This window comes from Streptomyces sp. P6-2-1, from assembly GCF_050613165.1.
Classification (GTDB): Bacteria; Actinomycetota; Actinomycetes; order Streptomycetales; family Streptomycetaceae; genus Streptomyces.
On the sequence record NZ_CP192513.1, the window covers coordinates 4,019,918 to 4,043,163 of the forward strand.

Sequence of the window (23,246 nt, forward strand, 5' to 3'; positions counted from 1 at the left end):
GACGGGGGCGGGGGCCGCGCGCTCACGAGGGCGGGGACCGCGCGCCCGTCGCGGCGGCGCCGCTCGCGGGGGCCGCCGGGGCCCGCGTGGGGGCGCCTGACCGAGGCCGCGTCACACTTCGCGGGCCGCCACGGGAACCCGTACGCCTCCCCCTCCGTTGGACGAGGCGTAACCAGGTTCCCCAGCACTCCCCTGCGACTTCGGGTGACAATGCTGGGGTACCGTCCGAAGAACAGTCTTTATCTCACTCACTATGGCAGGAGGGACGGGGCGCATCCCGCTCCGTGTGGATGGACGTGAAGCGATACTTCCGTGGGCCGGTCATGTGGATCGTGCTGGCCGTCCTCGCCGTGGTCGTGTTGATGCAGTTCGTCGGTAATTCCGGCGGCTACAAGACGGTGGACACCGGTCAGGTCGTCAAGGCGATCGACCAGGACAAGGCGAAGGCGGTCAAGCTCAGCACCGGCGATGACCACATCATCAAGGTCGAGCTGAAGAAGGACCAGAAGGTCAAGGGGAGCAGCAAGATCCAGGCGAGTTACATCGGTGACCAGGGCACCGCACTCGCCGACACGCTCCAGAAGAAGTACCAGGACAACAAGATCCCCGACGGCTACACGGTCCAGCCGTCGAAGCAGAGCCCGTTCCTCAGCATCCTCTTCTCGCTGCTGCCGATCATCGTCATCGTCCTCATCTTCCTGTTCCTCATGAACCAGATGCAGGGCGGCGGCTCCCGCGTCATGCAGTTCGGGAAGTCCAAGGCGAAGCTCCTGACGAAGGACACCCCGAAGACGACCTTCGCGGACGTCGCCGGCTCCGACGAGGCCGTCGAGGAACTCCAGGAGATCAAGGAGTTCCTCCAGGAACCGGCGAAGTTCCAGGCCGTCGGCGCCAAGATCCCCAAGGGCGTCCTGCTCTACGGGCCTCCCGGCACGGGCAAGACCCTCCTCGCCCGCGCGGTGGCGGGCGAGGCCGGGGTGCCGTTCTACTCGATCTCCGGTTCCGACTTCGTCGAGATGTTCGTCGGTGTCGGTGCCTCCCGTGTGCGCGACCTCTTCGAGCAGGCCAAGGCGAACGCCCCGGCGATCGTCTTCGTCGACGAGATCGACGCCGTCGGCCGGCACCGCGGCGCGGGCCTCGGCGGCGGCCACGACGAGCGCGAGCAGACCCTCAACCAGCTGCTCGTCGAGATGGACGGCTTCGACGTGAAGGGCGGCGTGATCCTCATCGCCGCCACGAACCGGCCCGACATCCTCGACCCCGCGCTCCTGCGCCCGGGCCGCTTCGACCGGCAGATCGCCGTCGACCGCCCCGACATGCAGGGCCGCCTGGAAATCCTCAAGGTGCACGTGCAGGGCAAGCCCGTCGCCCCCAACGTCGACCTCGCGGCCGTCGCCAGGCGCACCCCGGGCTTCACCGGCGCCGACCTCGCCAACGTGCTCAACGAGGCCGCGCTCCTCACCGCGCGCAGCGACAAGAAGCTCATCGACAACGGGATGCTCGACGAGGCCATCGACCGCGTCGTCGCGGGGCCGCAGAAGCGCACGCGCATCATGTCGGACAAGGAGAAGAAGATCACCGCGTACCACGAGGGCGGACACGCCCTGGTCGCGGCGGCTTCCCCGAACTCCGACCCGGTGCACAAGATCACCATCCTGTCCCGGGGTCGCGCCCTCGGCTACACGATGGTGCTCCCGGACGAGGACAAGTACTCGACCACGCGCAACGAGATGCTCGACCAGCTCGCCTACATGCTGGGCGGCCGGGCCGCGGAGGAACTGGTCTTCCACGACCCGACGACCGGCGCGGCGAACGACATCGAGAAGGCCACAGGGACCGCCCGCGCGATGGTCACCCAGTACGGGATGACCGAGCGGCTCGGCGCGATCAAGTTCGGCGGCGACAACTCGGAGCCCTTCCTGGGCCGCGAGATGGGCCACCAGCGCGACTACTCGGAAGAGGTCGCCGCGCTCGTCGACGAAGAGGTCAAGAAGCTCATCGAGACGGCGCACAACGAGGCGTGGGAAATCCTCGTCGAGAACCGGGACGTCCTCGACAACCTGGTCCTCGCGCTCCTGGAGAAGGAGACGCTCGGCAAGGAGGAGATCGCCGAGATCTTCGCCCCGATCGTGAAGCGCCCGGCCCGCCCGGCGTGGACCGGATCGTCCCGCCGGACGCCCTCCACCAGGCCGCCGGTGCTCTCGCCGAAGGAACTCCAGCTCACGCACGGGGCCAATGGCACCACGGGTGCCAACGGCACCCAGCCGAGCCAGGTCTCCGTCGACAAGACACCGCAGGCCGAGCCCGAGTCCTCCCCGGAGGACCGCGGCGACAGCTGAGCCCTTCCCCGGAGGAGCGCGGCGCGGGCCGAGCCCGGAATGAAGCCCGTCCCCGCCAGGTTTTAGCCTGGAGGGGACGGGCTTTCCCGTATCCCCAGCTCAGGGCACCGGCCCCGGGCGGCGGCACGGCAACGGAACGAGGCAGACATGACCGACCACGTGGCCCTGGACGGCGAGGGCACGATCGGTGTCTTCGACGAGAAGCGCGCCGAGAACGCCGTCCGCGAACTCCTGTTCGCCGTGGGCGAGGACCCCGACCGCGAGGGGCTGCGCGAGACGCCCGGCCGGGTCGCCCGCGCCTACAAGGAGATCTTCGCCGGGCTCTGGCAGGAGCCGGAGGACGTGCTGACCACGACCTTCGACCTCGGCCACGACGAGATGGTCCTGGTGAAGGACATCGAGGTGCAGAGCACCTGCGAACACCACCTCGTGCCCTTCGTCGGCGTCGCCCACGTCGGCTACATCCCCGCGGCCGACGGCAAGATCACCGGGCTGTCCAAGCTCGCCCGCCTCGTCGACGTCTACGCCCGCCGCCCCCAGGTGCAGGAACGCCTCACCACGCAGGTCGCCGAGGCGCTCATGCGGATACTGGAACCGCGCGGGGTCATCGTCGTCATCGAGTGCGAGCACCTGTGCATGTCGATGCGGGGCGTGCGCAAGCCCGGCGCGAAGACGCTCACCTCGGCGGTACGCGGACAGCTGCGCGACCCGGCGACGCGGGCCGAGGCGATGAGCCTGATCATGGCGCGCTGAGCGGCCGGAGCGCCTGGAGGGGCCGGGGCGCCTGAAGCGGCCGGAGCGCCTGGAGCGGCCGGGCCGCCTGGAGCGGCCGGGGCGCCCGGAGCGGCCGGAGCGCCTGGAGCGGCCGTGCGCGCGCCGTACGGAACCCGTACCGCCGCGGAGGGCGCCGTCGTGAAGGGCGCCGCACCCCGTACCCGCGAGGTCTCTGTCAGCTCGCCGGGTGCGGGGTGTCCTCGTCGTGGTCGTCGGGGAGCTTGCAGACGTGCTCAAGGAAGAAGGCGACGGCGATGACGGCCGCTCCGGCGAGCACCGTGAGCGCGGCGTAGACCGCCTGGTCGCGGCGGGCCGGTTCGTCGAGGCGCGTGAGCAGGAAGACGCCCATGCCGCCGTAGAGACCCGCGACGACCGCGGCGACGAGAGCGCTCGCCTGCCCGAGGACGACGGCGCGCGCCGCCTGGAGCGGGTTGACGCCCTCGGCCTCGGGCCTGCGCTCGCGCTGGGCGCGGAGCCGGGAGCGCATCGACAGGGCCGTGGCGAGGAGCAGCGCGGCGAGCGCGAAGAAGACGACGGGCGCGGCGACGGGCACGGAGGGCAGCTGACCGTACGCGTCCCACAGCCGGGCCCCGGCCCAGGAGAGCACCCCGGCCACGAGGAAGATCCCGGCGAGCACCCGGAGGCGGAGCTTCTGCACCTGACTGTCGTCCCTTCGTACGCTCACGGGCCCCGTGGCCCGTCCGCGAGCGCCCCTCGTCGACCCTAACGGCTAATCGGGGACGATCAGTTCCAGATCCGGGCGCGGGGTGACGCCCTCGTCGCCGACCGCCGCGAGGAGGTCACCGACCGTGCCGTGCCCCGGCAGGCTCGCGTCCGGCTCGATGTCGGCCCAGGGCGCGAGGACGAAGGCGCGTTCGTGGGCGCGCGGGTGCGGCAGCGTGAGCACCGGGTCGTCCGAGACGACATCCGCGTACGTGACGATGTCCACGTCGAGCGTGCGCGGCCCCCAGCGCTCGGCGCGCTCGCGGTGGAAGGCCTCCTCGACCGCGTGCGCGCGCTCCAGGAGCGAGGAGGGCGGCAGCGTCGTACGGATCGACACGACGGCGTTGAAGTACGAGGGCTGGCTGCCGGGATCGACGCCCCAGGGCTCGGTCTCGTAGACCGGCGAGACGGCCTTGACGCGCAGGCCGGGCGTGTCCTCCAGGGCGTCGATCGCGCCCTGGAGGTTCTCCAGGCGGTTCCCGAGGTTCGAGCCGAGGGCGACGACGGCGCGGCGGGGATTGGACAGGGTGGTGTCGGCGGCGTCCACCTGGGCGACGACGGATGCGGGCACCGGCTGGACGGTGGGGTCCCCGTGGACCTGGTCGCGTGCGGTCATGCTCGGCTCCGGGTGATGGTGACGGTCACGTCGTCGAAGGGGACCGTGATGGGTGCTTGGGGTTTGTGGACGACGACCTCGACCTCGCGCACGGCCGCGTGCCGCAGGCACGTCCGCGCGATGCGCTCGGCGAGCGTCTCGATGAGGTCGACGGGCTCGCCCTCGACGACGGCGACGACCTCCTCGGCGACCACTCCGTAGTGCACCGTCCGCTCCAGGTCGTCCCCGGCCGCGGCGGGACGCGTGTCCAGGCCGAGGCTCAGGTCGATCACGAAGGTCTGGCCCTGCTCGCGTTCCTCGGGGAAGACACCGTGGTGTCCCCGGGCGCGCAGGCCGCGCAGCGCGACACGATCCACGTACTCACTCCAGCGGTCGTCGGTCCCCGAGGGCTTCCTCGTACGGCGCGAGCGGCGTCGTCCGGCACGGCGGGGCCGCGTTCGAATGCTTCTGGCGTATTCGAATCTACCCGCGCGGGCTGACGGGGGGCGGGGAAGGGGGGGTGGGGATGGGTGCGGGGGCGGGGGAGGTGGGGCGCGGAGGGAGATGGGGGTGCGGGGTAGGTGGGGGCGCGGGGTGGGTGAGGGCGGGGGTGGCGGGGTGATGCGGGTGCGGGTGCGGGTGCGGGTGCGGGTGCGGGGTGCGAGGGATGGGCGGGGCGGGGTGGTGTTTGGGGGCCCTTACCCGGGGGTGGCGGGGGTAAGCGTGCTCGTGCGGGGACAGGTTCCGCTCTTCTGGGGGGGGGATGCGGGCTTGTGCGCGCAGTGTGCGCGCAGCCTCCGTCCTCCTGGGGTGGCGCCGGGGGTACGTGTGCTTGTGCGGGCGGAGCCCGCGCCCTCCCTGGGTGGTGTCGGGGGCGCGTTTACCTGTGTGGGCGCAGCCCTGGCCCTCCCGGGGGTGGTGTCGGGGGCGCGTTTACCTGTGCGGGCGCAGCCCTGGCTCTCCCAGGGGGGCGTCGGGCGCACGTTTAACCTGTGTGGGCGCAGCCCCCGCCCTCCCAGGGGGGCACCCCTGCAACAAGTCTTCCAGGCTTTCCGCCCCCCACCCCGCCACCCCCCGCAATCTGTGGATAACTCCGCGCAAGTCAAAAATCCGCTCACTCTTCGGAGTGAGCGGATTTTTCGCTCCGGACGGGCAGCGGCCGGGACGGGGTACGGTTCAGGCCGGCGTCGCGTCCCCCGGCCCCCTGGACTCGTCGTCGGGACCGTCCTCCTCGTCGTCGTCCCTGGTCAGGACGGGCGAGGCGTGGTGCGACCACAGGCGCCAGCCCGCTGCCGTGCGGCGGAAGAGGTTCGTCGCCACGACGAGCTGCCCCAGGAGCGGGCCCGGGCCCTCCTCGTCCTCGGGGGCCGGGGCGCCCGAGAGGATGTTCTCGGTGCAGGTGAGCAGCGCCGTCTGGCCGTGCACCGTGACCGCGACATCGGTCAGGAAGAACTGGATGTACTCGGTGTTCGCCATGATCACCGCGTAACTGCGCAGCACCTCGCCGCGCCCGCTCAGCACCGGCCACCCCGGGTGCACGCAGGCGATGTCGGAGCCGTCCCCGTCGTTGACGTCGTCCGTCGTGTCCAGCCACAGCCGGGCGAGCGCGTCGAAGTCGCCCGCCTCCATCGCCGCGTAGTAGGCGGCGTTCGCCTGCTCGACCTCCTCGGCCGCCGTGCGCGCGCTCACCGGGCGGCCTCCACGGCACGCGCGACCCGTACCGCGTCCGCGCTCGCCCGTACCTCGTGCACGCGCACGCCCCAGGCGCCCGCCGCCGCCGAGAGCGCCGAGACCGCGGCGGTCGCCGCGTCGCGCTCGCGCGCGGGCGGCGGGGTCGCCGACGCGCCACCGGCGAGGACACGGCCGAGGAACCGCTTGCGGGACGCGGCGACGAGCAGGGGACGGCCGAGCGCGCGGAGCCGGTCGATGTGCGCGAGGAGCGCGAGATCGTGCTCGGTCGTCTTCGCGAAGCCGAGCCCCGGGTCGAGCAGGACGCGTTCGGGCGCGACCCCCGCCTCGACCACCGCGTCCATACGCCGCTCCAGCTCGGCCACCACCTCGCCGACCACGTCCGCGTAGACGGCGCGCGCGTTCATGTCCTCGCTGAAACCGCGCCAGTGCATCACGACGAAAGGCGCGCCCGTCGCGGCGACCATCGGGACCATCGCGGCGTCGGCGAGGCCCCCGCTCACGTCGTTGACCAGGTGCGCCCCCGCGTCGAGCGCCGCCTCGGCGACCCGCGCGCGCATCGTGTCGACCGACAGCGTGACGCCCTCAGCGGCGAGCGCCCGCACGACGGGTACGACCCGCCGCAGCTCCTCCGCCTCGTCGACCCGCGAGGCCCCGGGCCTGGTCGACTCGCCGCCGACATCGACCAGGTCGGCGCCCTGCGCGACGAGTTCGAGACCGTGCTTGACCGCGGCCTCGGTGTCGAACCAGCGTCCCCCGTCCGAGAAGGAGTCGGGTGTCACGTTGACGACCCCCATGACCGCGCACCGGTCCCACTCGGGCAGACCCTCGACGCGACCGCGCCCACGCAACGTACTCATGCCGCCCAGGGTAGGCGCTGGGCGGGTACGGGCGCGGGCGCGCGCCCACGCGGGTCCGCGCGGCGCCGCTGGTCAGGGGGCGTACGGGGGCGGGGCGCCGCGGCGGTACGGGACGCGCGCGCCGGTACGGGCCCGGACGCCCCGTCCCCGAACCGCCCCCGGCCCCGCCGCGGCCCCCGGCCCCGTACCGCCGCCCCGCCCCCGCCACGCCGCGGCCCCGCCCCCGTACCGCCTCCGTGCCTCGTGCCCCAGCTGCCCCGCCTCGCTCCGTGCCTGCGGTCCGCTGCCCGTGCGTTCAGGCCGAGCTGACGGTTTCCAGGGCGATCTCGGCGCGGGCGACGGCGCGCGCGTCGGCCGCCGTCGAGCGGCGCAGGGCCTCGTGGAGGCGGGCCGGGGTGAGGACGCCGAGGAAGCGGTCGCCCTCGTCCGGGTCGGTCACGGCGATCCACCCCGCGTCGTGCTGGAGCATCGTCGCGAACGCCTGCTTGAGCGTCGCGCCGACCGGCAGCCACGCCTCCATGCGGCGCACGCGGTCGGCGACGGTCCCGGACGCGTGCTCCTCGTCCGTGCCGCCGATCCAGCCCCGCAGCGCGCCCGCCGCGTCGAGTACGACGGCCCAGCGGGCGTCCTCGGCGCGCAGGCGTGCGGTGACCTCGGTGAGCGGGTCGTCGAGGCGTACGACGGGCGGCTGTTCGAGGTCGCCCGGCTCGATCGGCGTGACGGAGAGGCGCTTGAGGCCGCGGTCCGCGCCGACGAAGTCCGCGACGTACGGGGTCGCGGGGGCGCCGAGGACGGTGCTCGGCGTGTCGAACTGCTCGATGCGGCCCGCTCCGTAGACGGCCATGCGGTCGCCGAGCCTGACCGCCTCCTCGATGTCGTGCGTCACGAACAGGACCGTCTTGTGCACGGCGGCCTGGAGGCGCAGGAATTCGGACTGGAGGTGCTCGCGCACGACGGGGTCGACGGCGCCGAACGGCTCGTCCATGAGGAGTACGGGCGGATCGGCGGCGAGCGCGCGGGCCACGCCGACGCGCTGGCGCTGGCCGCCCGAGAGCTGCTCGGGGTAGCGGTCGCCGTAGACGGAGGGGTCGAGCCCTACGAGGTCGAGGAGTTCGGCGGCGCGGGCGCGGGCCTTCGCCTTCTTCCAGCCCAGCAGATGCGGCACCGTCGCCGTGTTGTCGAGGATCGATTTATGCGGGAAAAGGCCGACTTGCTGGATGACATAGCCGATCCGGCGACGCAGTTCGACCGGATCGATGCCGGATATGTCCTCGCCGTCGAGGAATATGTGCCCGTCCGTCGGCTCGATGAGCCGGTTGACCATCTTCATCGTCGTCGTCTTGCCGCACCCGGAAGGGCCGACGAGAGTGACGAGTTCACCGGCCGTGACCTCGAAGGACAGGTCGTCGACGGCCGTGGTGCCGTCCTCGTACCGTTTGCTGACGTGCTCGAACCGGATCATGGGTCCCCATTGTGGTCGGTCGTATGTCTTCAGTGTTGCCCCCTGTTGCCGGAATGCGACGGGGCGGCGAAGAGTTCGGGGGATTGTCAGTGGCCCGGGTTAGGGTCGCGGCAGATCGACCACGTGTGCGAACGCGCGTGGGTGCGGGTCCGTGTGACGGCGGCTCGCGCCCGGCTCGGCGCGCGTCCCGCACGGCGTCCACACGGCGCGGCGCACGGCGTGCGCGGTGCGGCGCGCGTGGCTCGGTCACGGTACGGACGCGGCGGGGTTGGCGTCCACGCCGGTGGGTAGTCGGACGGCTGTTCTCGGGAGGTCCGGGGGCGAAAGGGACCTGAGGAGGTGGGCTCGCGCATGAGCGGACAGAACTGCTTGGTCACGAACGAGTGGATCTGCGGCGAGTATCTGCGAACCCGCAGCCAGGAGCTGACGGACGCGACGGTGCAGCACGTGCTCATCACCGTCGTCTCGGTCGCGATCGGCCTCGCCGTCGCGCTGCCGCTCGCCGTACTCGCCCGGCGCTTCAAGCCGCTCGCCGGGCCGGTGCTCGGCATCACCACGATCCTCTACACGATCCCCTCGCTCGCGATGTTCTCGCTGCTCCTCCCCGTCTTCGGGCTCTCGCCCGCGCTCGTCGTGACGGGCCTCGTGCTGTACTCCCTGACGATCCTCGTGCGCAACATCCTCGCCGGGCTCGAAGCGGTCCCCGAAGAGGCCCGCGAAGCCGCGCGCGGCATGGGGTACGGGTCCTGGCGCCTCCTGTGGGAGGTCGAACTGCCCCTCGCGCTGCCCGCCGTGCTCGGTGGCGTCCGCATCGCGACGGTCTCCACCGTCGCGCTCACCACCGTCGGCGCGATCGTCGACTACGGCGGCCTCGGCTCCCTCATCCTCGACGGCCTCGACACCACCTTCAAGGCGCAGGTGCTCGCCGCCTCCGTGCTGTGCGTGATCCTCGCCGTCGCCGCCGACCTGCTCCTCCTCGGCCTCCAGCGGCTTTTGACCCCGTGGACCCGCGCGAGCCGCGCGCCCCGGCGTCCCCGATCCCGTACGCAGCCGGCGGAGGCGATATGAACGCGCTCACCGGAGCCTTCGACTGGCTCGGCGACGGCAAGAACTGGCACGGCGACGCGGGCATCCAGCACCGCCTGCTGGAACACCTCGGCTTCACCGGGCTGAGCATGCTCCTCGCCTGCCTCATCGCCCTGCCCGTCGCGCTGTGGCTCGGCCACCTCGGCAAGGGCGGCGCCCTCGCTGTCAACATCTCCAACATCGGCCGCGCCGTCCCCACCCTCGCCCTCCTCGCGCTGCTCTCGCTCACCCCGCTGCGGCAGCACGGCGAGACACCGACGCTCATCGCGCTCGTCCTCTTCGCGATACCCCCCGTCCTCACCAACGCCTACATCGGCATGCGCGAGGCCGACCGCGCCGTCGTCGAGGCCGCGCGCGGCATGGGCATGAGCGGCGGGCAGGTCTTCCTGCGCGTCGAACTGCCCCTCGCCTTCCCGCTCCTCATGACAGGGATACGCAGCGCCGCCGTGCAGACCGTCGCGACAGCGACGCTCGCGGCGATACCCGGCGGCGGCGGCCTCGGCCGCGTCATCACCGCGGGCTTCAACCTCCAGAACACCTCCCAGGTCGTCGCCGGAGCCCTCCTCGTCGCCCTCCTCGCGCTGCTCGTCGAAGGACTCCTCGTGCTCCTCGGCCGCTGGGCCGACCCGATGCGGCACCGGCGGGCCAAGGCCGCGGTGCCGAGCGGCGGTACGGGGGCGAGCGGCGGTACCGGGACGAGCGGCGACGGTAGGGGCCCGGGGACGAGCGGTACGGGGACGAGCGGTACGGGGGCGAGCGGTACGGGGGCGAGCGCGGAGCCCGCCGCCGTCGCCTGAGCCACGTACCCCGCGCCGTGCGCCCCGCCCCCGCCCCCGCCCTTGCGACACCTCGCGATTCGACACCCCCCTTCGCACCGTGAACCGATGAACGGAGACCCCGACATGAGCAGCAACACGCGCCGTGCGCGGCTGGCAGGAGCGGTGCTCGCCACCGCCGCACTCGCCGCGGGCCTGACCGCCTGCGGCGGCGACAGCCTGGAGGACAACGGCAAGGACTCCTCCACCGCCAAGAGCGATGAGAGCAGCGGCGGCGGCAAGAAGGGCTCGCTCGTCATCGGCGCTGCCCGCTTCACCGAGGCGAAGGTCCTCGCCGAGCTGTACGCGGGAGTCCTGGAGGACGCCGGGTACAGCACGACCGTCAAGACCGTGCAGAACCGCGAGGTGTACGAGCCCGAGCTGCGCAAGGGCGCGATCGACGTCGTCCCCGAGTACGCGGCGACGCTCACCGAGTGGCTCAACAAGGCCAAGAACGGCGAGGACGCCAAGGAGGTCGCCTCCAGCGACGTCGACGCGACCGTCGCGGAGCTGCGCAAGCTCGCCGAGCCGCAGGGCCTCAAGGTCCTCGACGCGGGCAAGGCCGTCGACCAGAACGCCTTCGTCGTCACCAAGGACTACGCCGCCAAGCACCAGCTCAAGACCCTCTCCGACCTCGGCAGATCGAAGGAGAAGGTCACCATCGCCGCGGGCGACGAGTGCGCGACCCGCCCCTTCTGCGCGCCGGGCCTGAAGAAGACGTACGGCATCAATGTGGCCGGAATCGACCCCAAGGGCGTCGGCACGCCGCAGTCCAAGCAGGCCGTCAAGGACGGCAAGGACCAGCTCGCCCTCACCACCACGACCGACGCCACGCTGGAGAGCTACGGACTCGTCGTCCTGGAGGATGACAAGAAGCTCCAGAACGCCGACAACATCATTCCCGTCGTCAACGCGAAGGACGCCGGTGACTCCGCGATAGCCAGTGCGCTCAACAAGCTCAACCAGACCCTCACCACGGATGATCTTGTGGAACTCAACCGGAAGGTCGACGCGGAACGACTGAAGGAGAAGGACGTCGCCGCGGATTACCTGAAGGAGAAGGGACTCCTGAAGGGCTGAGCCGGAATTCCGGAGGGCAGGGGCCCCGTCGTACGGAGGCGGCGGGGCCCCTGCCCGCGGGCGCGGTGCGGGGCGGCGCGCGGGCACCGTGCGGGGCCGTGCGGGGCCGTGCGGGGGCGTGCGGGGCCGTGCGGGGGCGTGCGGGGGCGTACGGGCTCCGCGCCGATGCCGTACGAGCGCCGCGCGGACGGCGTACAGGTGTGGCACGGTGGCTTCGGCGTGGCTTCCCGGCGGGTCCGTGAACGTCCTGGAGCGGCCCCGCCGACGTATACATACGGAATTTCCCGGTCCGTTCGTGCGGGGTTCGGGCTTTTCCTTATCTGACGGGCCGCCATGTTTCCGGCCGGGGCTCCGTAAATTGCCTACGCGCGGTAAGTTTCTGGCCATGCCACACGGACGTCACCGTCACTCCCCACCACTGCACCGGCTGCTGCCGCCCACCGCGATCGCCGTGGTGGCCGTGCTCGGGGCCGGGGCCTCCTGGTTCAGCGGCCAGGCACTCGTCCTGCGCGTGCTCGTGCTCCTCGTCGCCGTCGCCGCCCTCACCGGCGCCGTCGTGATGCGCCGCTGGGACAGCGTCGCCGGACTGCGCGTCGCGGAACTGGACCGCGCGCGCGGCGCCGACGAGTGGCGCCACGAGGAACGCGTGGCCGAGCTGGAGACCGAGCTGGAGGAATCGCGCGAACAGCGGCGCGAACTGGCCCGCAAGGTCCGCGCCAAGCGCGCCGAACTCGCGGCCCTGCGCAACGAGCACGCCGCACTCCTGCGCCGCTACGCCGCCGCCGAGACAGGCCGCGCCAACGCGCTCGAAGGCCGCCGCAGGCTCGCCATCGAAGCCGCATCCCCGGCCCGCGCGCTGCCCCCGGCCGACGCCGACCAGCGGCCGAGCGCGCGACAGGCCGCGCCGCACGGCACCCGCCCGACACCGGAGCTGTACGGGCGGGCCAACGCCGCCCTGGACGCGCTCGCGCACCGCGCGGCCCGGGCCCGTACCGCGGCGGCCGCCGCGCAGCCCCCGGCGGAGCACGCCCCGGCGCACCCCGCACCGGCCGCACCGCCCGCCCGCCGTCAGATCGCCGCCGCCTCGGCCTTCGCCCCCGCCCCCGCCCCGCGCCGCCCGATCCCGCAGGGAAGCTTCGACTTCTTCGGCACGCACAGCGCGGGCGCCCCCGCCCGCCACCCCGCCGAAATCCCCGCCGCCGTGCGCGAGGCCGTGCAGCACGCGGACCTCGCGGACGTCGTGGGCGAGGAGGCGGCCGAGGCCGCGGCGAGCGGACAGGTCGCGAGCGAGCAGGTCATCGACCTCACGGCGCACGACGAGACGGAACAACTGGACGTCGGGGGACTCCGCCAGGCGATGGGGGCCTGAGCCCTCGCGCCACCCCGGACAACGAAGGCGCGGGCCGCGCGGCCCGCGCCTTCGGCGTGTGCGGCGGAAGAAGACGTGCGCGAAGGCGGAGACGGAGCGCGCCCGGGCACGGGCGAGTTCGCCCGTCGGGCCAAGATCGGCCAGGGCGACGCGCCGGACGAAGCTCTTGCGGGAGGGCCGGGCGTTGTCGGTCAGGTCCCCTTCGGCGCGGTCGATGCCCCTGGTGGCGAAGAGGGCTGCGGCTCGGCGGAGAAGGCTGCGCGGGCGGTGGCCTTCTCGCCCGAGGACCTCGCTGAGGCTGCCTGTCCGGCGGGGAAAGCGGACGAGGAATCGGCGAGGACATGGCCTGTGCCATGAGGCAGGAGCACCGTGTCTCCCACACCGAGGGATACCGGGGTGTCATCGTCGGTCAGGAGCCGGCAGCGGCCCTCAAGGATGACGTGGAAGCCCGCGCCGTCGTGCGGGTCCAGGCGCGGGGATCAGCTCCCGTTCGCCCGTACCCGGCGGGACGTGGGGTGTCCGAGGTGTACGGGGGAGATCGCGTCGCCCACCCCCGTCCGTGCCTTCAGACCATCTCCCACGTGAGGCGCGGGGCGTGAGGCGTGAGGCGTGAGGCGGATACGTATGTCAGTGAGCTGGATGAGCGTGGAAACACTCGGCGGTCCTTCTTGAGGCCGCGCACATGGTGAACGGGGACGCGCGTGTGTGCAGCGCCCGGTGCGCGGGGGTGCGGAGGCCGTCCAGAGCGGGGTGCTGCGCACGCGGGACGGGGACGCGCCTGGTCGACGCCGGAGCGGAAAACGGGCGGACGCGGCCGGGTTTGGGCCCTTCCATCAGGCCGGGCAGCTGCGTCGTGGGATGGCCTCCACCGGATCGACGAACACCTCACTCCGCAGTCCGCGCCCGGCCACGCCGCGGGCTCGTCCGTGTTGCGTCTCGCCTCGGGGAGTGATCGGGCGGTCTTCGGCGGAGATCTGTTGCGCGGCCCGGTGCGAATCCTTGGTCTGTGTTGCGACAGCAGCGCTTGCCCGGAGCAAGCAGTGGCGGGGCACCGTCGGATCTGATCCTTGGGCGGGCGGCGGACGAACGGGAACCGCTCGTCCCCGCACACTTCGGTGGTGCCGGCGGTGCCGGGCGCCCTGGAAGGGATCTGACGCGACGGCCCGCGGGCACTACTGGGAAGGCTGCGTGACGAGCCGGTTCTCGATCTGCTGAAGGGTGGAGATCACGGCGTCGATCTCGTCGGGGTCGGTGACGGTGCCATCGAGCAGGCGGGCCCAGACGTCACGCAGTCGTTGCAGGTTCTCCTGCGCTTTCCGGGTGGGGTAGAGGCGCACCCGGCGGGCGTCGTGCTCGTCGGCGTCGCGCCGGACCAGGCCCTTCTTCTCCAGGCCGCGGACAGCCCTGCTGAAATTGCTGGAGATCAGCCGGGTGGCCTCGGCCGCTTCGCGTGCCGTCGTACCGGGATGGCGGTCGATGAAACGCATCACCGCTCCCTCCAAGGGGGTCCCGGACTCAGCCGCGGCCTCCTTGGACGCCTCGATGTGCCGGCCCACCGCGAGGATCAGGTCGGCCAGCTCGAAAAGCCGCGAGGGCTGGTTCTCATCCACTCCCCCACCCTAACTTCCCTGTCGCATGATAGGTATCATTTGACAGGTAAATCTGCGTCTCGTAGCGTAGCAAGAGTCCGAATTGCGTAGATTCCGATTCGGCACCCGACCGTCTCCTGGAATGAGGAACAGTGATGACATCACCTGACGGCAAGACCGCTCTGATCGTCGGCGCGTCTCGCGGGCTGGGCTATGCGCTGGCCGCCGAACTCCTGGACCGCGGCTGGCAGGTCACCGCGACGGAACGCAAGCAGTCCGACCTGCATGCCCTGGCCGACTCGGCGGAGGGCCGCCTCACGGTGGAGAACGTCGACATCACGGTGCCCGAGCAGATCGCCGCACTGCACCAGCGCCTTGCAGGTACGACGCTCGACCTGCTGTTCGTCAACGCAGGAACGAACTACACTACCGACCCCGCGGCGACCTTCACCGATGTGTCCACCGACGACTTCAGTCGCGTCATGGTCACCAACGCGCTGAGCCCCATGCGCGCCGTCGAGACATTGCAGGACCTGGTCCCGGAGAGCGGAACCATCGGGGTGATGTCATCGGGGCAGGGCAGCGTCGCCGACAACACCAGGGGCGGCTTCGAGGTCTACCGGGCGAGCAAGTCCGCGCTGAACCAGTTGATGCGCAGCTTCGCCGCCCGGCACGCCGACGACCCGCGCACGCTCCTGCTCATGGCCCCGGGCTGGGTCAAGACCGACCTGGGCGGCCCGAGCGCCCGCCTGACCATCGAGGAGAGCATCCCCGGCGTCGTCGACACGATCGAGGCCCAGGCCGGCAAAGGCGGACTGCACTACCTCGACCGCGAGGGCCAGACCGTCCGCTGGTAGCACGCCCTGCCCGTTCGACCCGAGGGACATCCACGTGAAGATCATCGCTGTCGAAGAACACTGGAACAGCGCCCGCATCCGGGACGCGCTGGAGCGCCTGCCGGCCGCGTCCCGGGACGAAAGCGTCGCCTTCAACGCACAGGGCGACAACCAGGCACGCCTGGAGGACATCGGCCCCGGCCGCATCGCGGCGATGGACGCCGCCGGGATCGACGTCTCCATCCTGTCGGTCGTCACACCCGCCACCCAGCCCCTGCCCCCGGCCGAGGCCGTCGCCCTGGCGCGGGAGGCGAACGACGAAGCCACCGACGCCGTCCGCGCGTACCCGGACCGCTTCCAGGCGTTCGCCACCCTGCCGACCAGCGACCCCCAGGCCGCAGCCGCCGAACTCGAACGGTGCGCGACCGAGTGGGGGCACGTCGGCGCGATGATCCACGGGCGCAGCGGCAGCCGCACACTCGACGATCCCGCCTACGAGGACCTGTTCGCCACTGCGGCACGCCTGCGCCGGCCCCTCTTCATCCACCCGCAGATCACCTCCAACGACCTGCGCGACGCCTCGTACCGGGGCCTGGACCCACAGGTCGAGCTCGGCCTGGCGAGCTTCGGCTGGGGCTGGCACATGGACACCGGCCTTTCCGCCCTGCGCCTCATCCTGAGCGGCACCTTCGACCGCCACCCCGAACTGAAGCTCGTCCTCGGGCACTGGGGCGAGATGCTGCTGTTCTGGATGGACCGGGTCGACAGCCTCTCCCATGTCGCCACGCACCTCGAACGCCGCGTGGCCGACTACATCAAAACCAACATCCACATCACCAGCAGCGGCATGCTCCAAGAACGGCTCCTGCGCCACACCCTGGACTTCACCAGTGCGGACAAGGTGCTGTTCTCCACCGACTACCCCTTCCACCAGCCCGACGCAGCGGCCGTCCAGAAGTTCTTCGAGGCCGTCCCCGCCCCTGCGGACCGCACCAAGATCGCCTCCGCGAACGCCGAAGCCCTGTTCGGCCTCACGTGACCCACCTGTGGACGGTCGTCCTCGCCGACGCCCTCCAGCGATCAACACACCACCCTTACGCGCCGTGTCCGGCGTCGGTGCTCTCGACGAACGACGAACGACGAACGACGAACGACGAACGACGAACGCCCGGAGGGCTGTGGCGAGCTGGTCGAGGGCGCCGAACAGTGGCGCGAGCTGCCGCATCCACAGCCCGGTGAACTCTCTCCCCCCACAACGCCGCAGTCCCCGACACCCCACCCACGCAGGAGAAAAACCCGCCCCCAGACTCATGCGACGTGCTTCAGGGGTGCTTGCGCAGCCACTCCTCGCGGGTGGCCGTGCGGCGGCTCGTGCGGGAGCGGGTGGCCTGGGCGTGGAAGACGGCGCGGGCCTCGTCGGCCGCGCGGGAGCGGACGCGGATCGTGCGGTTCGCGCCGTTGTCGACGGCCAGCGAGGCGAGGCCGATGGCGCGTTCCCAGGGGCCCTGCGTGAGGCGGACGCTCTGCACCTTCGCGTGCGGAACGAGCGACGTCGTACGGCGCAGCACGCCCTGCCGCGCGACGAAGAGGTGCGCGTCCACCGCGAGGCCCTGGCCCCGCCACCACCACGCGAGGCGCCAGCGCGCGCGGCGCGGCGGACGTACCGGCTCGGGCAGTCCCGTACCCGGCAGCACCCGCGCCACGAGCGCGCGGCCCGTCGCGTACGGCGCCACCGGCACGAGCACCGAATTCTGCGAGCCCGCCACGTGCAGCTCGACCCGTACCCACCCGAAGGCCCGCCACAGCAGCGGCTCCACGAGCCGCACCGACTGCACCCGCCCGGGCGGCACCGTCTCGTGCGCCGTCTCCAGGAGCCCGTGGTCCAGGCGCAGCCCGTCGGGGGACTCGCCGACCGTCCAGTCGTAGGCGTTCGCGTACGTACGGAACAGCTTCGTCGCCGCGCCGCCCACGATCGGGACCGCCGTCACGGCGATCGACCACAGGCTGTGCGAAGCCGTCCACAGCAGCCACGACACGAACGCCGTGACGCACAGTGAACCGAACAGGCCCCCGCTCAGCAGCACCGAGCCCGCGAGCTGCCCCGGCGCCACGCGCCACAGCACCCGCCGCTCCGCCTCGTCGGGGCCCCGCACCGTGCCCCCCGCCGCGCGCGCGAGCAGCTCGGCGCGCAGCGTCCGCGCCTCCGCCTCCGCGAGGTACGCCAGCTCGTCCTTCGACTTCGCGCCCACCACGTCGAGCTTCAGCTTCGCGACCCCCGCGAGCCGTCCGAGCAGGGGCCGCGTCACGTCCACGGCCTGGAGCCGGTCGAGGCGGATGTGCGCGGTACGCCGGAACAGCACCCCCGAACGGATGCGCAACTCGCTCTCCGTCACCGCGAACCACGTCACCCACCAGCTCAGCACGCCGTACACGCAGGCGACCAGGACGACGCCGACGCTCGCGAGCACGAGCGTCCCGGTCGCGAGCGCGGACAGCTGCCGGTACGTGCCGTTCGGATCGTGCACCGCCCAGCCGAGGACCACGGCGACGGGCGCCCAGGCGCGGCGGAGAGGGGTGAGGGGATGGAGCCGGCGTTCGGGGCGGGGGAGGGGTGGGGCGGGAGCGGGGGGCGCGGGGGCCGTGGGGGCGGGTGAGGGCGCGGGCGTGTGGGGCGGAGTGGCCGCGGGGGCGGACACGGGGGGAGATACGGGGGCAGGTGCGGAGGAGGCGGGCATATTTTCGTACGGCCCGTGCGGTGTTTCCCCGTACGGGCCGGTCGGCAGCCCCGCCGCGCCGCTCACAGGCCCGCCGATCGGGCCTCGCCGAGTGCGGTGAGCCGGTCCCGCAGGCGCTCGGCCTCCGCCGGGACGAGACCGGGGACACGCGCGTCGCTCGCCGCCGCCGCGGTGTGCAACTGCACGCTCGCCAGACCGAAACGGCGCTCCACAGGACCCGAGGTCACCTCGACGAGCTGCATCCGGCCGTACGGGACGATCGTCTCGCGCCGCCACAGCACCCCGCGCGCCAGGAGCAGGTCGTCGGCGCGCTCGCGGTAGCCCCACGAGCGCCAGTTGCGCGCGAGCAGCACCCAGCCGCAGGCGAGCACGGCGAGCGGCAGCAGCGCGAAGAGCGCCCACACCGGGCCGGCGAGCCAGCCGACGAGCCCGGCGACGAGAGCGGCGAGGGGGAGCGTGGTGAGGGACAGGAGGAGACGGCGCAGCGAGAGGACTTGGCGGGGGAGGCGGAGCCAGGGGGCATCGGCTGGAGGTGCGTCGGGGGGCGTGGGCGCGTCGGGGGGCGTGGGTGCGCCGGGGGGCGGGGGTGCGTCGCCGCTCCGGCCCGTACCGCCGCTCCGGCCCGTACCTCCGCCCCGGCCCGTACCGTCGGATCGGCCCGTACCGTCGGATCGGCCCGAGGCGCCGCCCAGGCTCGCGGCGCCGGGCAGGCTCATGGCGCCAGGCAGGCTCGTGGCGCCGGGCAGGCCCGTAGCGGCGCTTCGGCCCGTGCCGCTGCCGTCCGTTGTGCCGTCGTCCGCGCCCGGGCGCGTCCCCGTCTCCATCCGTCCAGCGTAGGTGCGAGAGACTGAAACCATGACGGAGACCGTGATCGGCATTGGCGGCGCGGCCGAGAGCACCGACATGGTGCTGAACATCGGCCCGCAGCACCCCTCCACGCACGGCGTGCTGCGACTGCGGCTCGTGCTCGACGGCGAACGGATCGTGAGCGCCGAACCGGTCATCGGATACATGCACCGCGGCGCGGAGAAACTCTTCGAGGCGCGCGACTACCGGCAGATCATCATGCTGGCGAACCGGCACGACTGGCTCTCCGCCTTCTCCAACGAACTCGGCGTCGTCATGGCCGTCGAGCGGATGCTCGGCATGGAGGTCCCCGCGCGCGCCGTATGGCTGCGCACCCTCCTCGCCGAACTCAACCGCGTCCTCAATCACCTCATGTTCCTCGGCTCGTACCCGCTCGAACTCGGCGGCATCACGCCGATGTTCTACGCCTTCCGCGAGCGCGAGGAACTCCAGGCCGTCATGGAGGAGGTCTCCGGCGGACGCATGCACTACATGTTCAACCGCGTCGGCGGCCTCAAGGAGGACATCCCGCTCGGCTGGCCGGAGCGCGTCCGCACCGCGCTCGCGCGCGTCCGCGAGCGGATGCCCGACTACGACGGGCTCATCCTCGGCAACGAGATCTTCCGCGGACGCACGCGCGACGTCGGCGTCCTCTCCGCGCGCGCCGTGCACGCGTACGGAGTGAGCGGGCCCATCGCGCGCGCCTCCGGCGTCGACTTCGACCTGCGGCGCGACGAGCCGTACCTCGCCTACGGGGAACTCCAGGACGTGCTGCGCGTCGTCACGCGCGAGGAAGGCGACTGCCTCGCCCGCTTCGAGGTCCTCCTCGACCAGACCCACAACTCCCTCGACCTCGCCGAGGCCTGCCTCGACCACCTGGCCGAGCTGCCGCCAGGACCCGTCAACCAGCGCCTCCCGAAGGTCCTGAAGGCGCCCGAGGGCCACACGTACGCGTGGACCGAGAACCCGCTCGGCCTCAACGGCTACTACCTCGTGTCGAAGGGCGAGAAGACCCCGTACCGCCTCAAGCTCCGCTCCGCGTCCTTCAACAACATCCAGGCACTCACAGAGCTGCTGCCCGGGACGCTGGTCGCGGACATGGTGGCGATTCTGGGCTCGCTGTTCTTCGTGGTGGGTGACATCGACAAGTAGCGCTCCAGGAGGGGGAGGGGGGAGGGGCGGGGGCGCCGCTGGGGTGCCGCTACGGGGTGGGGTGCTGTTCGGGGGTGCGGCGTGCTGTTACGCGTGGGGCGCTGTTCGCGGGTGGTGCGGGAGGTGGGTGCGGGCGCTCGCGTGGGGTTCCGGGGGTGGGCCTGGCTAGGGTGCGCGTGTGACCGCTCGTCCCGCCGCCCCCGTACCGCCTCTCCCTGGGCCTCTCCCGTGGCCGCTCCCGTGGCGTGAAGCGATGGCCACCGCCCTTTACGGGCCGGGTGGCTTCTACCGTTCCGCGGGTCCGGGCCCCGCCGCGCACTTCCGCACGTCCGTGCACGCCTCCCCGCTCTACGCGCGGGCCGTCGCCCGCCTCCTCACCGAGGTGGACACCGTGCTCGGCGCCCCGCCCGTGCTCGACTTCGTCGACATGGGCGCGGGACGCGGGGAACTCCTCACCGGCGTCCTCGCCGCGCTCCCGCCGGGGACGGCCGCGCGGCTGCGCCCGTACGGAGTCGAGCGAGCCCCCCGGCCCGACGGGCTCGATCCGCGTATCGGCTGGGGCGAGGAGATCCCCGGCGGTGGGCTCACCGGTCTCCTCTTCGCCAACGAGTGGCTCGACAACGTGCCCGTCGACGTCGTCGAGACCGACGCGGAGGGTGTGGCGCGGGTCGTCCTCGTCGCGCCCGACGGGACCGAGCGGCTCGGCGACGCCGTGAGCGGGGCGGACGCCGAGTGGCTGGGACGGTGGTGGCCGCTGGGGGAGGGGACGGGCCACGACGCGTGCGGAGACCGGGCGGGTACGGGCGCGCGGGGCGAGGCGGGGAGGCGAGCCGAGCCGGGGGACCAGGAGCGGACCGAGCAGGGCAGGCGCGCGGAGCCCGGTACGCCGCGTGATGCCGCCTGGGCCGCCGCCGTCTCGCACCTCGCGCGCGGCCTCGCCGTCGCCGTCGACTACGCGCACGCGGCGGACGCCCGCCCGCCCTTCGGCACGCTCACCGGTTTCCGCGCGGGCCACGAGGTCACCCCCGTACCGGACGGCACGACGGACCTCACCGCCCACGTGGCACTCGACGCCTGCGCCGCCGCGACCGCCCACCACGGCCCCGCCGCACTCACGCGCCAACGCGAGGCGCTGCACGCGCTCGGCGTCGAAGGGGGCAGGCCGCCCCTGTCCCTCGCGCACTCGGACCCGGCCGCTTACGTGCGGGCACTGGCGGCAGCGGGGGAGGCGGCCGAGCTGACCGACCCGGCGGGGCTGGGGGGCTTCGGGTGGTTGCTTCAGGGGGTGGGGCTCGGGACGGGGGCCGGGGCGGCTGGGGTCGCGGGGGCGGCCGGGGTGGCTGGCGCTGTCGGGGCGGCGGGAGCGGCTGGGGTGGCGGGGGAGGCGGGGGTGGCGCGGGACGTGCCGGGTGTGCGGGGGCTTCTGGGGCTGCTTGGGGAGGGGGCGGGGGAAGGGTGAGTGGGTGGGGGTCGGGGGTGGGGTACGGCCGGGGGCGGGGTGGCTGAGGTGGGCGGGGACGGTGGGGTGCCGGGGTGCCGGGGGATTGGGGTGGCTGCTGAGGGCGCTGGGCTGGGGTGTGCGGGAGATGCCGAGGGTTGGGGTGGCGGTGGGTTCTCGCGATGGGCGGGTGCGGGGCGGCGACGGGCGGGTGTGGCGGGCGGGGGTGAGGCGCGGGGTGCGCGGTGCGGGTGCGGGTGCGGATCGGGGCGGGGGCGGGGGTGAAGCGCGGGGCCCGCGGGTGTTGGTGACCGGGGTGGTGCGGTGGTGCGGTGGGGCTGTGGCGCGGTGGGGATGTGGGGCGGTGGTGCGGTGGGGATGTGGGGCGGTGGGGCGCTGGGGATGTGGGGCGGTGGGGCGGTCGGGGGCCCGGTGGCCGGGCGGCTGGAGATATCTGGGGCCGGGGCGGGCCGGGCCGGTGTTCAAGGGGTGGAGCGGGGGCCGGTGACCGGGGCGGAGGGGGGCTTCTCCACCTTGGGGAGTACGGTGATCGCTTCCGGATCGGCCCTTCGGCTGACCCGTCCCCCTCGTCCCCGTTCCTACGCTGGGCAACGTGCAGCGTCTCTACGACTTCATCCGCAGACACCCCTCGTGGGTCGACGGATGCTGGGCCGTGCTCCTCGTCGCGGTGACGCTCCTCACCTTCGCGGGACAGCACGGGCAACGCAGCATCCCCCTCTCCGTCGCCGTTCTCCTCGGCCTCGGCTGTGTCGTCGGCCTGCGCCGCCGCAGCCCCGAACGCGTCCTGCTGCTGGCCATCGCCCTCGGCGTCGCGCAACTCGTCCTCGGCGTACAGGTGTTTCTCGGGGACTTCGCGTTGCTCGTGGCGGTCTACACGGCCGCGTCCCAAGGCGCGCGCTGGTCCTCACGCCTCGCCCTCGTCGGCGCCTTCCTCGCCGCCCCCCTCGCGGAACTGCGCTGGCCCACCCGGACGGGAGGCACCTCGGAAACGGTCTTCTTCACCGGCATTCTGATGGTGCCCTTCGTGCTGGCCTGGGTCATGGGCGACTCCCTGCGTACTCGCCGCGCCTACTTCGCCCACCTCGAAGAACGCGCCGCCCGCCTCGAACGCGAACGCGAGGCGCAGGCGAAAGTCGCCGTCGCCGCCGAACGCGCCCGCATCGCCCGCGAACTCCACGACGTCGTCGCCCACAACGTCTCCGTCATGGTCGTCCAAGCGGACGGCGCCGCCTACGTCCTCGACGGCTCGCCCGAACAGGCCCGTACCGCGCTGGAGACCATCTCCGCCACCGGCAGACAGGCGCTCGCCGAAATGCGCCGCCTGCTGGGCGTCCTGCGCACCGGTGAACCCCGCGAGGCGGGCGAGTACATGCCCCAACCCGACGTCGACCAGATGAACGAGCTGATCGAGCAGGTCAGAGGCACCGGGCTCCCCGTCGACTTCCGTATCGAGGGTGCGGTGCGGCAACTCCCGCGCGGCGTCGAACTCACCGCCTACCGCATCGTGCAGGAAGCCCTCACCAACACCCGCAAACACGGGGGCCCCGACGCGGGCGCCAGCGTCCGCCTCGTCTACTTCGACGACGGCCTCGGCCTCCTCATCGAGGACGACGGCCGCGGCGCCCCCGCCGCACTCGCCACCGACCGCGGCGCCGACGGCGCCGGCCACGGCCTCATCGGCATGCGCGAACGCGTCGGCATGGTCGGCGGCACCCTCGACGCAGGCCCCCGCCCAGGAGGAGGCTTCCGGATCAGCGCGCTCCTCCCCCTGAGAACAACCTGAGCCCCGGGGGGCTCCCCTCCCCCGCCCCCACCCCTCCCCACCCCCACCCTCGGC

At 72.7% G+C, this 23,246-nt stretch carries 20 protein-coding genes and 1 pseudogene; 11 read left to right on the forward strand and 10 right to left on the reverse strand.

Annotation, left to right across the window (positions count from 1 at the left end; translation table 11 throughout):
* Positions 1–290: 290 nt before the first annotated feature.
* Positions 291–2,339 carry an ATP-dependent zinc metalloprotease FtsH gene (ftsH, locus tag ACQYWQ_RS17305; RefSeq protein ID WP_431035667.1) on the forward strand — a complete coding sequence of 683 codons (2,049 nt, stop codon included), beginning with the start codon at positions 291–293 and terminating at the stop codon, positions 2,337–2,339.
* Between the two features lie 147 nt (positions 2,340–2,486).
* A complete protein-coding gene (folE, locus tag ACQYWQ_RS17310) occupies positions 2,487–3,092 on the forward strand; it encodes a GTP cyclohydrolase I FolE (RefSeq protein WP_431035668.1) in 606 nt (201 codons plus the stop codon).
* 196 nt (positions 3,093–3,288) lie between these two features.
* Here folE and ACQYWQ_RS17315 read toward each other — a convergent pair whose 3' ends face one another.
* From ACQYWQ_RS17315 to ACQYWQ_RS17340, 6 genes are all read right to left on the reverse strand, one after another.
* The gene (locus ACQYWQ_RS17315) at positions 3,289–3,771 is read right to left on the reverse strand and encodes a DUF3180 domain-containing protein (protein ID WP_431039230.1); all 483 of its coding nucleotides are present in this window, start codon (positions 3,769–3,771) and stop codon (positions 3,289–3,291) included.
* A gap of 72 nt (positions 3,772–3,843) precedes the next feature.
* Complete coding sequence (folK, locus tag ACQYWQ_RS17320; protein WP_431035669.1) at positions 3,844–4,452, reverse strand: 2-amino-4-hydroxy-6-hydroxymethyldihydropteridine diphosphokinase; 609 nt, start codon at positions 4,450–4,452, stop codon at positions 3,844–3,846.
* Positions 4,449–4,808: a dihydroneopterin aldolase gene (gene folB, locus ACQYWQ_RS17325; RefSeq protein WP_010275679.1), complete on the reverse strand. Its 360-nt coding sequence runs from the start codon at positions 4,806–4,808 to the stop codon at positions 4,449–4,451. Before folB ends, folK begins: the two co-directional genes overlap by 4 nt.
* Before the next feature lie 799 nt (positions 4,809–5,607).
* Positions 5,608–6,120 carry a nuclear transport factor 2 family protein gene (locus ACQYWQ_RS17330; protein ID WP_431035671.1) on the reverse strand — a complete coding sequence of 171 codons (513 nt, stop codon included), beginning with the start codon at positions 6,118–6,120 and terminating at the stop codon, positions 5,608–5,610.
* The gene (folP, locus tag ACQYWQ_RS17335; protein ID WP_431035672.1) at positions 6,117–6,980 is read right to left on the reverse strand and encodes a dihydropteroate synthase; all 864 of its coding nucleotides are present in this window, start codon (positions 6,978–6,980) and stop codon (positions 6,117–6,119) included. Before folP ends, ACQYWQ_RS17330 begins: the two co-directional genes overlap by 4 nt.
* A 295-nt stretch (positions 6,981–7,275) precedes the next feature.
* Positions 7,276–8,442, reverse strand: coding sequence for an ABC transporter ATP-binding protein (locus ACQYWQ_RS17340; RefSeq protein WP_431035674.1), 1,167 nt, complete (start codon positions 8,440–8,442; stop codon positions 7,276–7,278).
* A gap of 351 nt (positions 8,443–8,793) precedes the next feature.
* On the opposite strand from ACQYWQ_RS17340, the gene ACQYWQ_RS17345 reads away from it, so the two are divergent.
* From ACQYWQ_RS17345 to ACQYWQ_RS17360, 4 genes are all read left to right on the forward strand, one after another.
* Positions 8,794–9,510 (forward strand): ABC transporter permease, encoded by a 717-nt coding sequence (locus ACQYWQ_RS17345; RefSeq protein ID WP_431035676.1) that lies wholly within the window; start codon positions 8,794–8,796, stop codon positions 9,508–9,510.
* Positions 9,507–10,325, forward strand: a complete 819-nt coding sequence (locus ACQYWQ_RS17350; RefSeq protein WP_431035677.1) for an ABC transporter permease — start codon at positions 9,507–9,509, stop codon at positions 10,323–10,325. Before ACQYWQ_RS17345 ends, ACQYWQ_RS17350 begins: the two co-directional genes overlap by 4 nt.
* A gap of 105 nt (positions 10,326–10,430) precedes the next feature.
* Positions 10,431–11,423, forward strand: coding sequence for an ABC transporter substrate-binding protein (locus ACQYWQ_RS17355; protein ID WP_431035678.1), 993 nt, complete (start codon positions 10,431–10,433; stop codon positions 11,421–11,423).
* Positions 11,424–11,808: 385 nt separating this feature from the next.
* Positions 11,809–12,792 carry a hypothetical protein gene (locus ACQYWQ_RS17360; RefSeq protein ID WP_431035679.1) on the forward strand — a complete coding sequence of 328 codons (984 nt, stop codon included), beginning with the start codon at positions 11,809–11,811 and terminating at the stop codon, positions 12,790–12,792.
* Between the two features lie 281 nt (positions 12,793–13,073).
* On the opposite strand, the pseudogene ACQYWQ_RS17365 reads toward ACQYWQ_RS17360, so the two are convergent.
* Positions 13,074–13,343, reverse strand: a pseudogene (locus tag ACQYWQ_RS17365) (cupin domain-containing protein); the annotation flags it as partial.
* A 621-nt stretch (positions 13,344–13,964) separates the two neighbouring features.
* Positions 13,965–14,402, reverse strand: a complete 438-nt coding sequence (locus ACQYWQ_RS17370; RefSeq protein WP_431035681.1) for a MarR family winged helix-turn-helix transcriptional regulator — start codon at positions 14,400–14,402, stop codon at positions 13,965–13,967.
* A 134-nt stretch (positions 14,403–14,536) separates the two neighbouring features.
* Here ACQYWQ_RS17370 and ACQYWQ_RS17375 point away from each other — a divergent pair, with 134 nt between their 5' ends.
* Both ACQYWQ_RS17375 and ACQYWQ_RS17380 read left to right on the forward strand, forming a co-directional pair.
* The gene (locus ACQYWQ_RS17375; RefSeq protein ID WP_431035682.1) at positions 14,537–15,238 is read left to right on the forward strand and encodes an SDR family NAD(P)-dependent oxidoreductase; all 702 of its coding nucleotides are present in this window, start codon (positions 14,537–14,539) and stop codon (positions 15,236–15,238) included.
* 34 nt (positions 15,239–15,272) lie between these two features.
* Entirely contained in the window at positions 15,273–16,256 is a 984-nt protein-coding gene (locus ACQYWQ_RS17380) for an amidohydrolase family protein (protein ID WP_431035684.1), read from the forward strand.
* 283 nt (positions 16,257–16,539) lie between these two features.
* On the opposite strand, the gene ACQYWQ_RS17385 is transcribed toward ACQYWQ_RS17380, so the two are convergent.
* Complete coding sequence (locus ACQYWQ_RS17385; protein ID WP_431035686.1) at positions 16,540–17,952, reverse strand: PH domain-containing protein; 1,413 nt, start codon at positions 17,950–17,952, stop codon at positions 16,540–16,542.
* 62 nt (positions 17,953–18,014) lie between these two features.
* Entirely contained in the window at positions 18,015–18,668 is a 654-nt protein-coding gene (locus ACQYWQ_RS17390; protein ID WP_431039231.1) for a PH domain-containing protein, read from the reverse strand.
* 139 nt (positions 18,669–18,807) lie between these two features.
* Here ACQYWQ_RS17390 and ACQYWQ_RS17395 point away from each other — a divergent pair, with 139 nt between their 5' ends.
* The 3 genes from ACQYWQ_RS17395 (at position 18,808) to ACQYWQ_RS17405 (ending at position 23,192) form a co-directional block, all read left to right on the forward strand.
* Positions 18,808–19,950, forward strand: a complete 1,143-nt coding sequence (locus tag ACQYWQ_RS17395) for an NADH-quinone oxidoreductase subunit D (protein ID WP_431035687.1) — start codon at positions 18,808–18,810, stop codon at positions 19,948–19,950.
* Between the two features lie 253 nt (positions 19,951–20,203).
* Positions 20,204–21,409 carry an SAM-dependent methyltransferase gene (locus tag ACQYWQ_RS17400; RefSeq protein WP_431035689.1) on the forward strand — a complete coding sequence of 402 codons (1,206 nt, stop codon included), beginning with the start codon at positions 20,204–20,206 and terminating at the stop codon, positions 21,407–21,409.
* A 592-nt stretch (positions 21,410–22,001) separates the two neighbouring features.
* Complete coding sequence (locus tag ACQYWQ_RS17405; RefSeq protein WP_431035691.1) at positions 22,002–23,192, forward strand: sensor histidine kinase; 1,191 nt, start codon at positions 22,002–22,004, stop codon at positions 23,190–23,192.
* Positions 23,193–23,246: the final 54 nt, after the last annotated feature.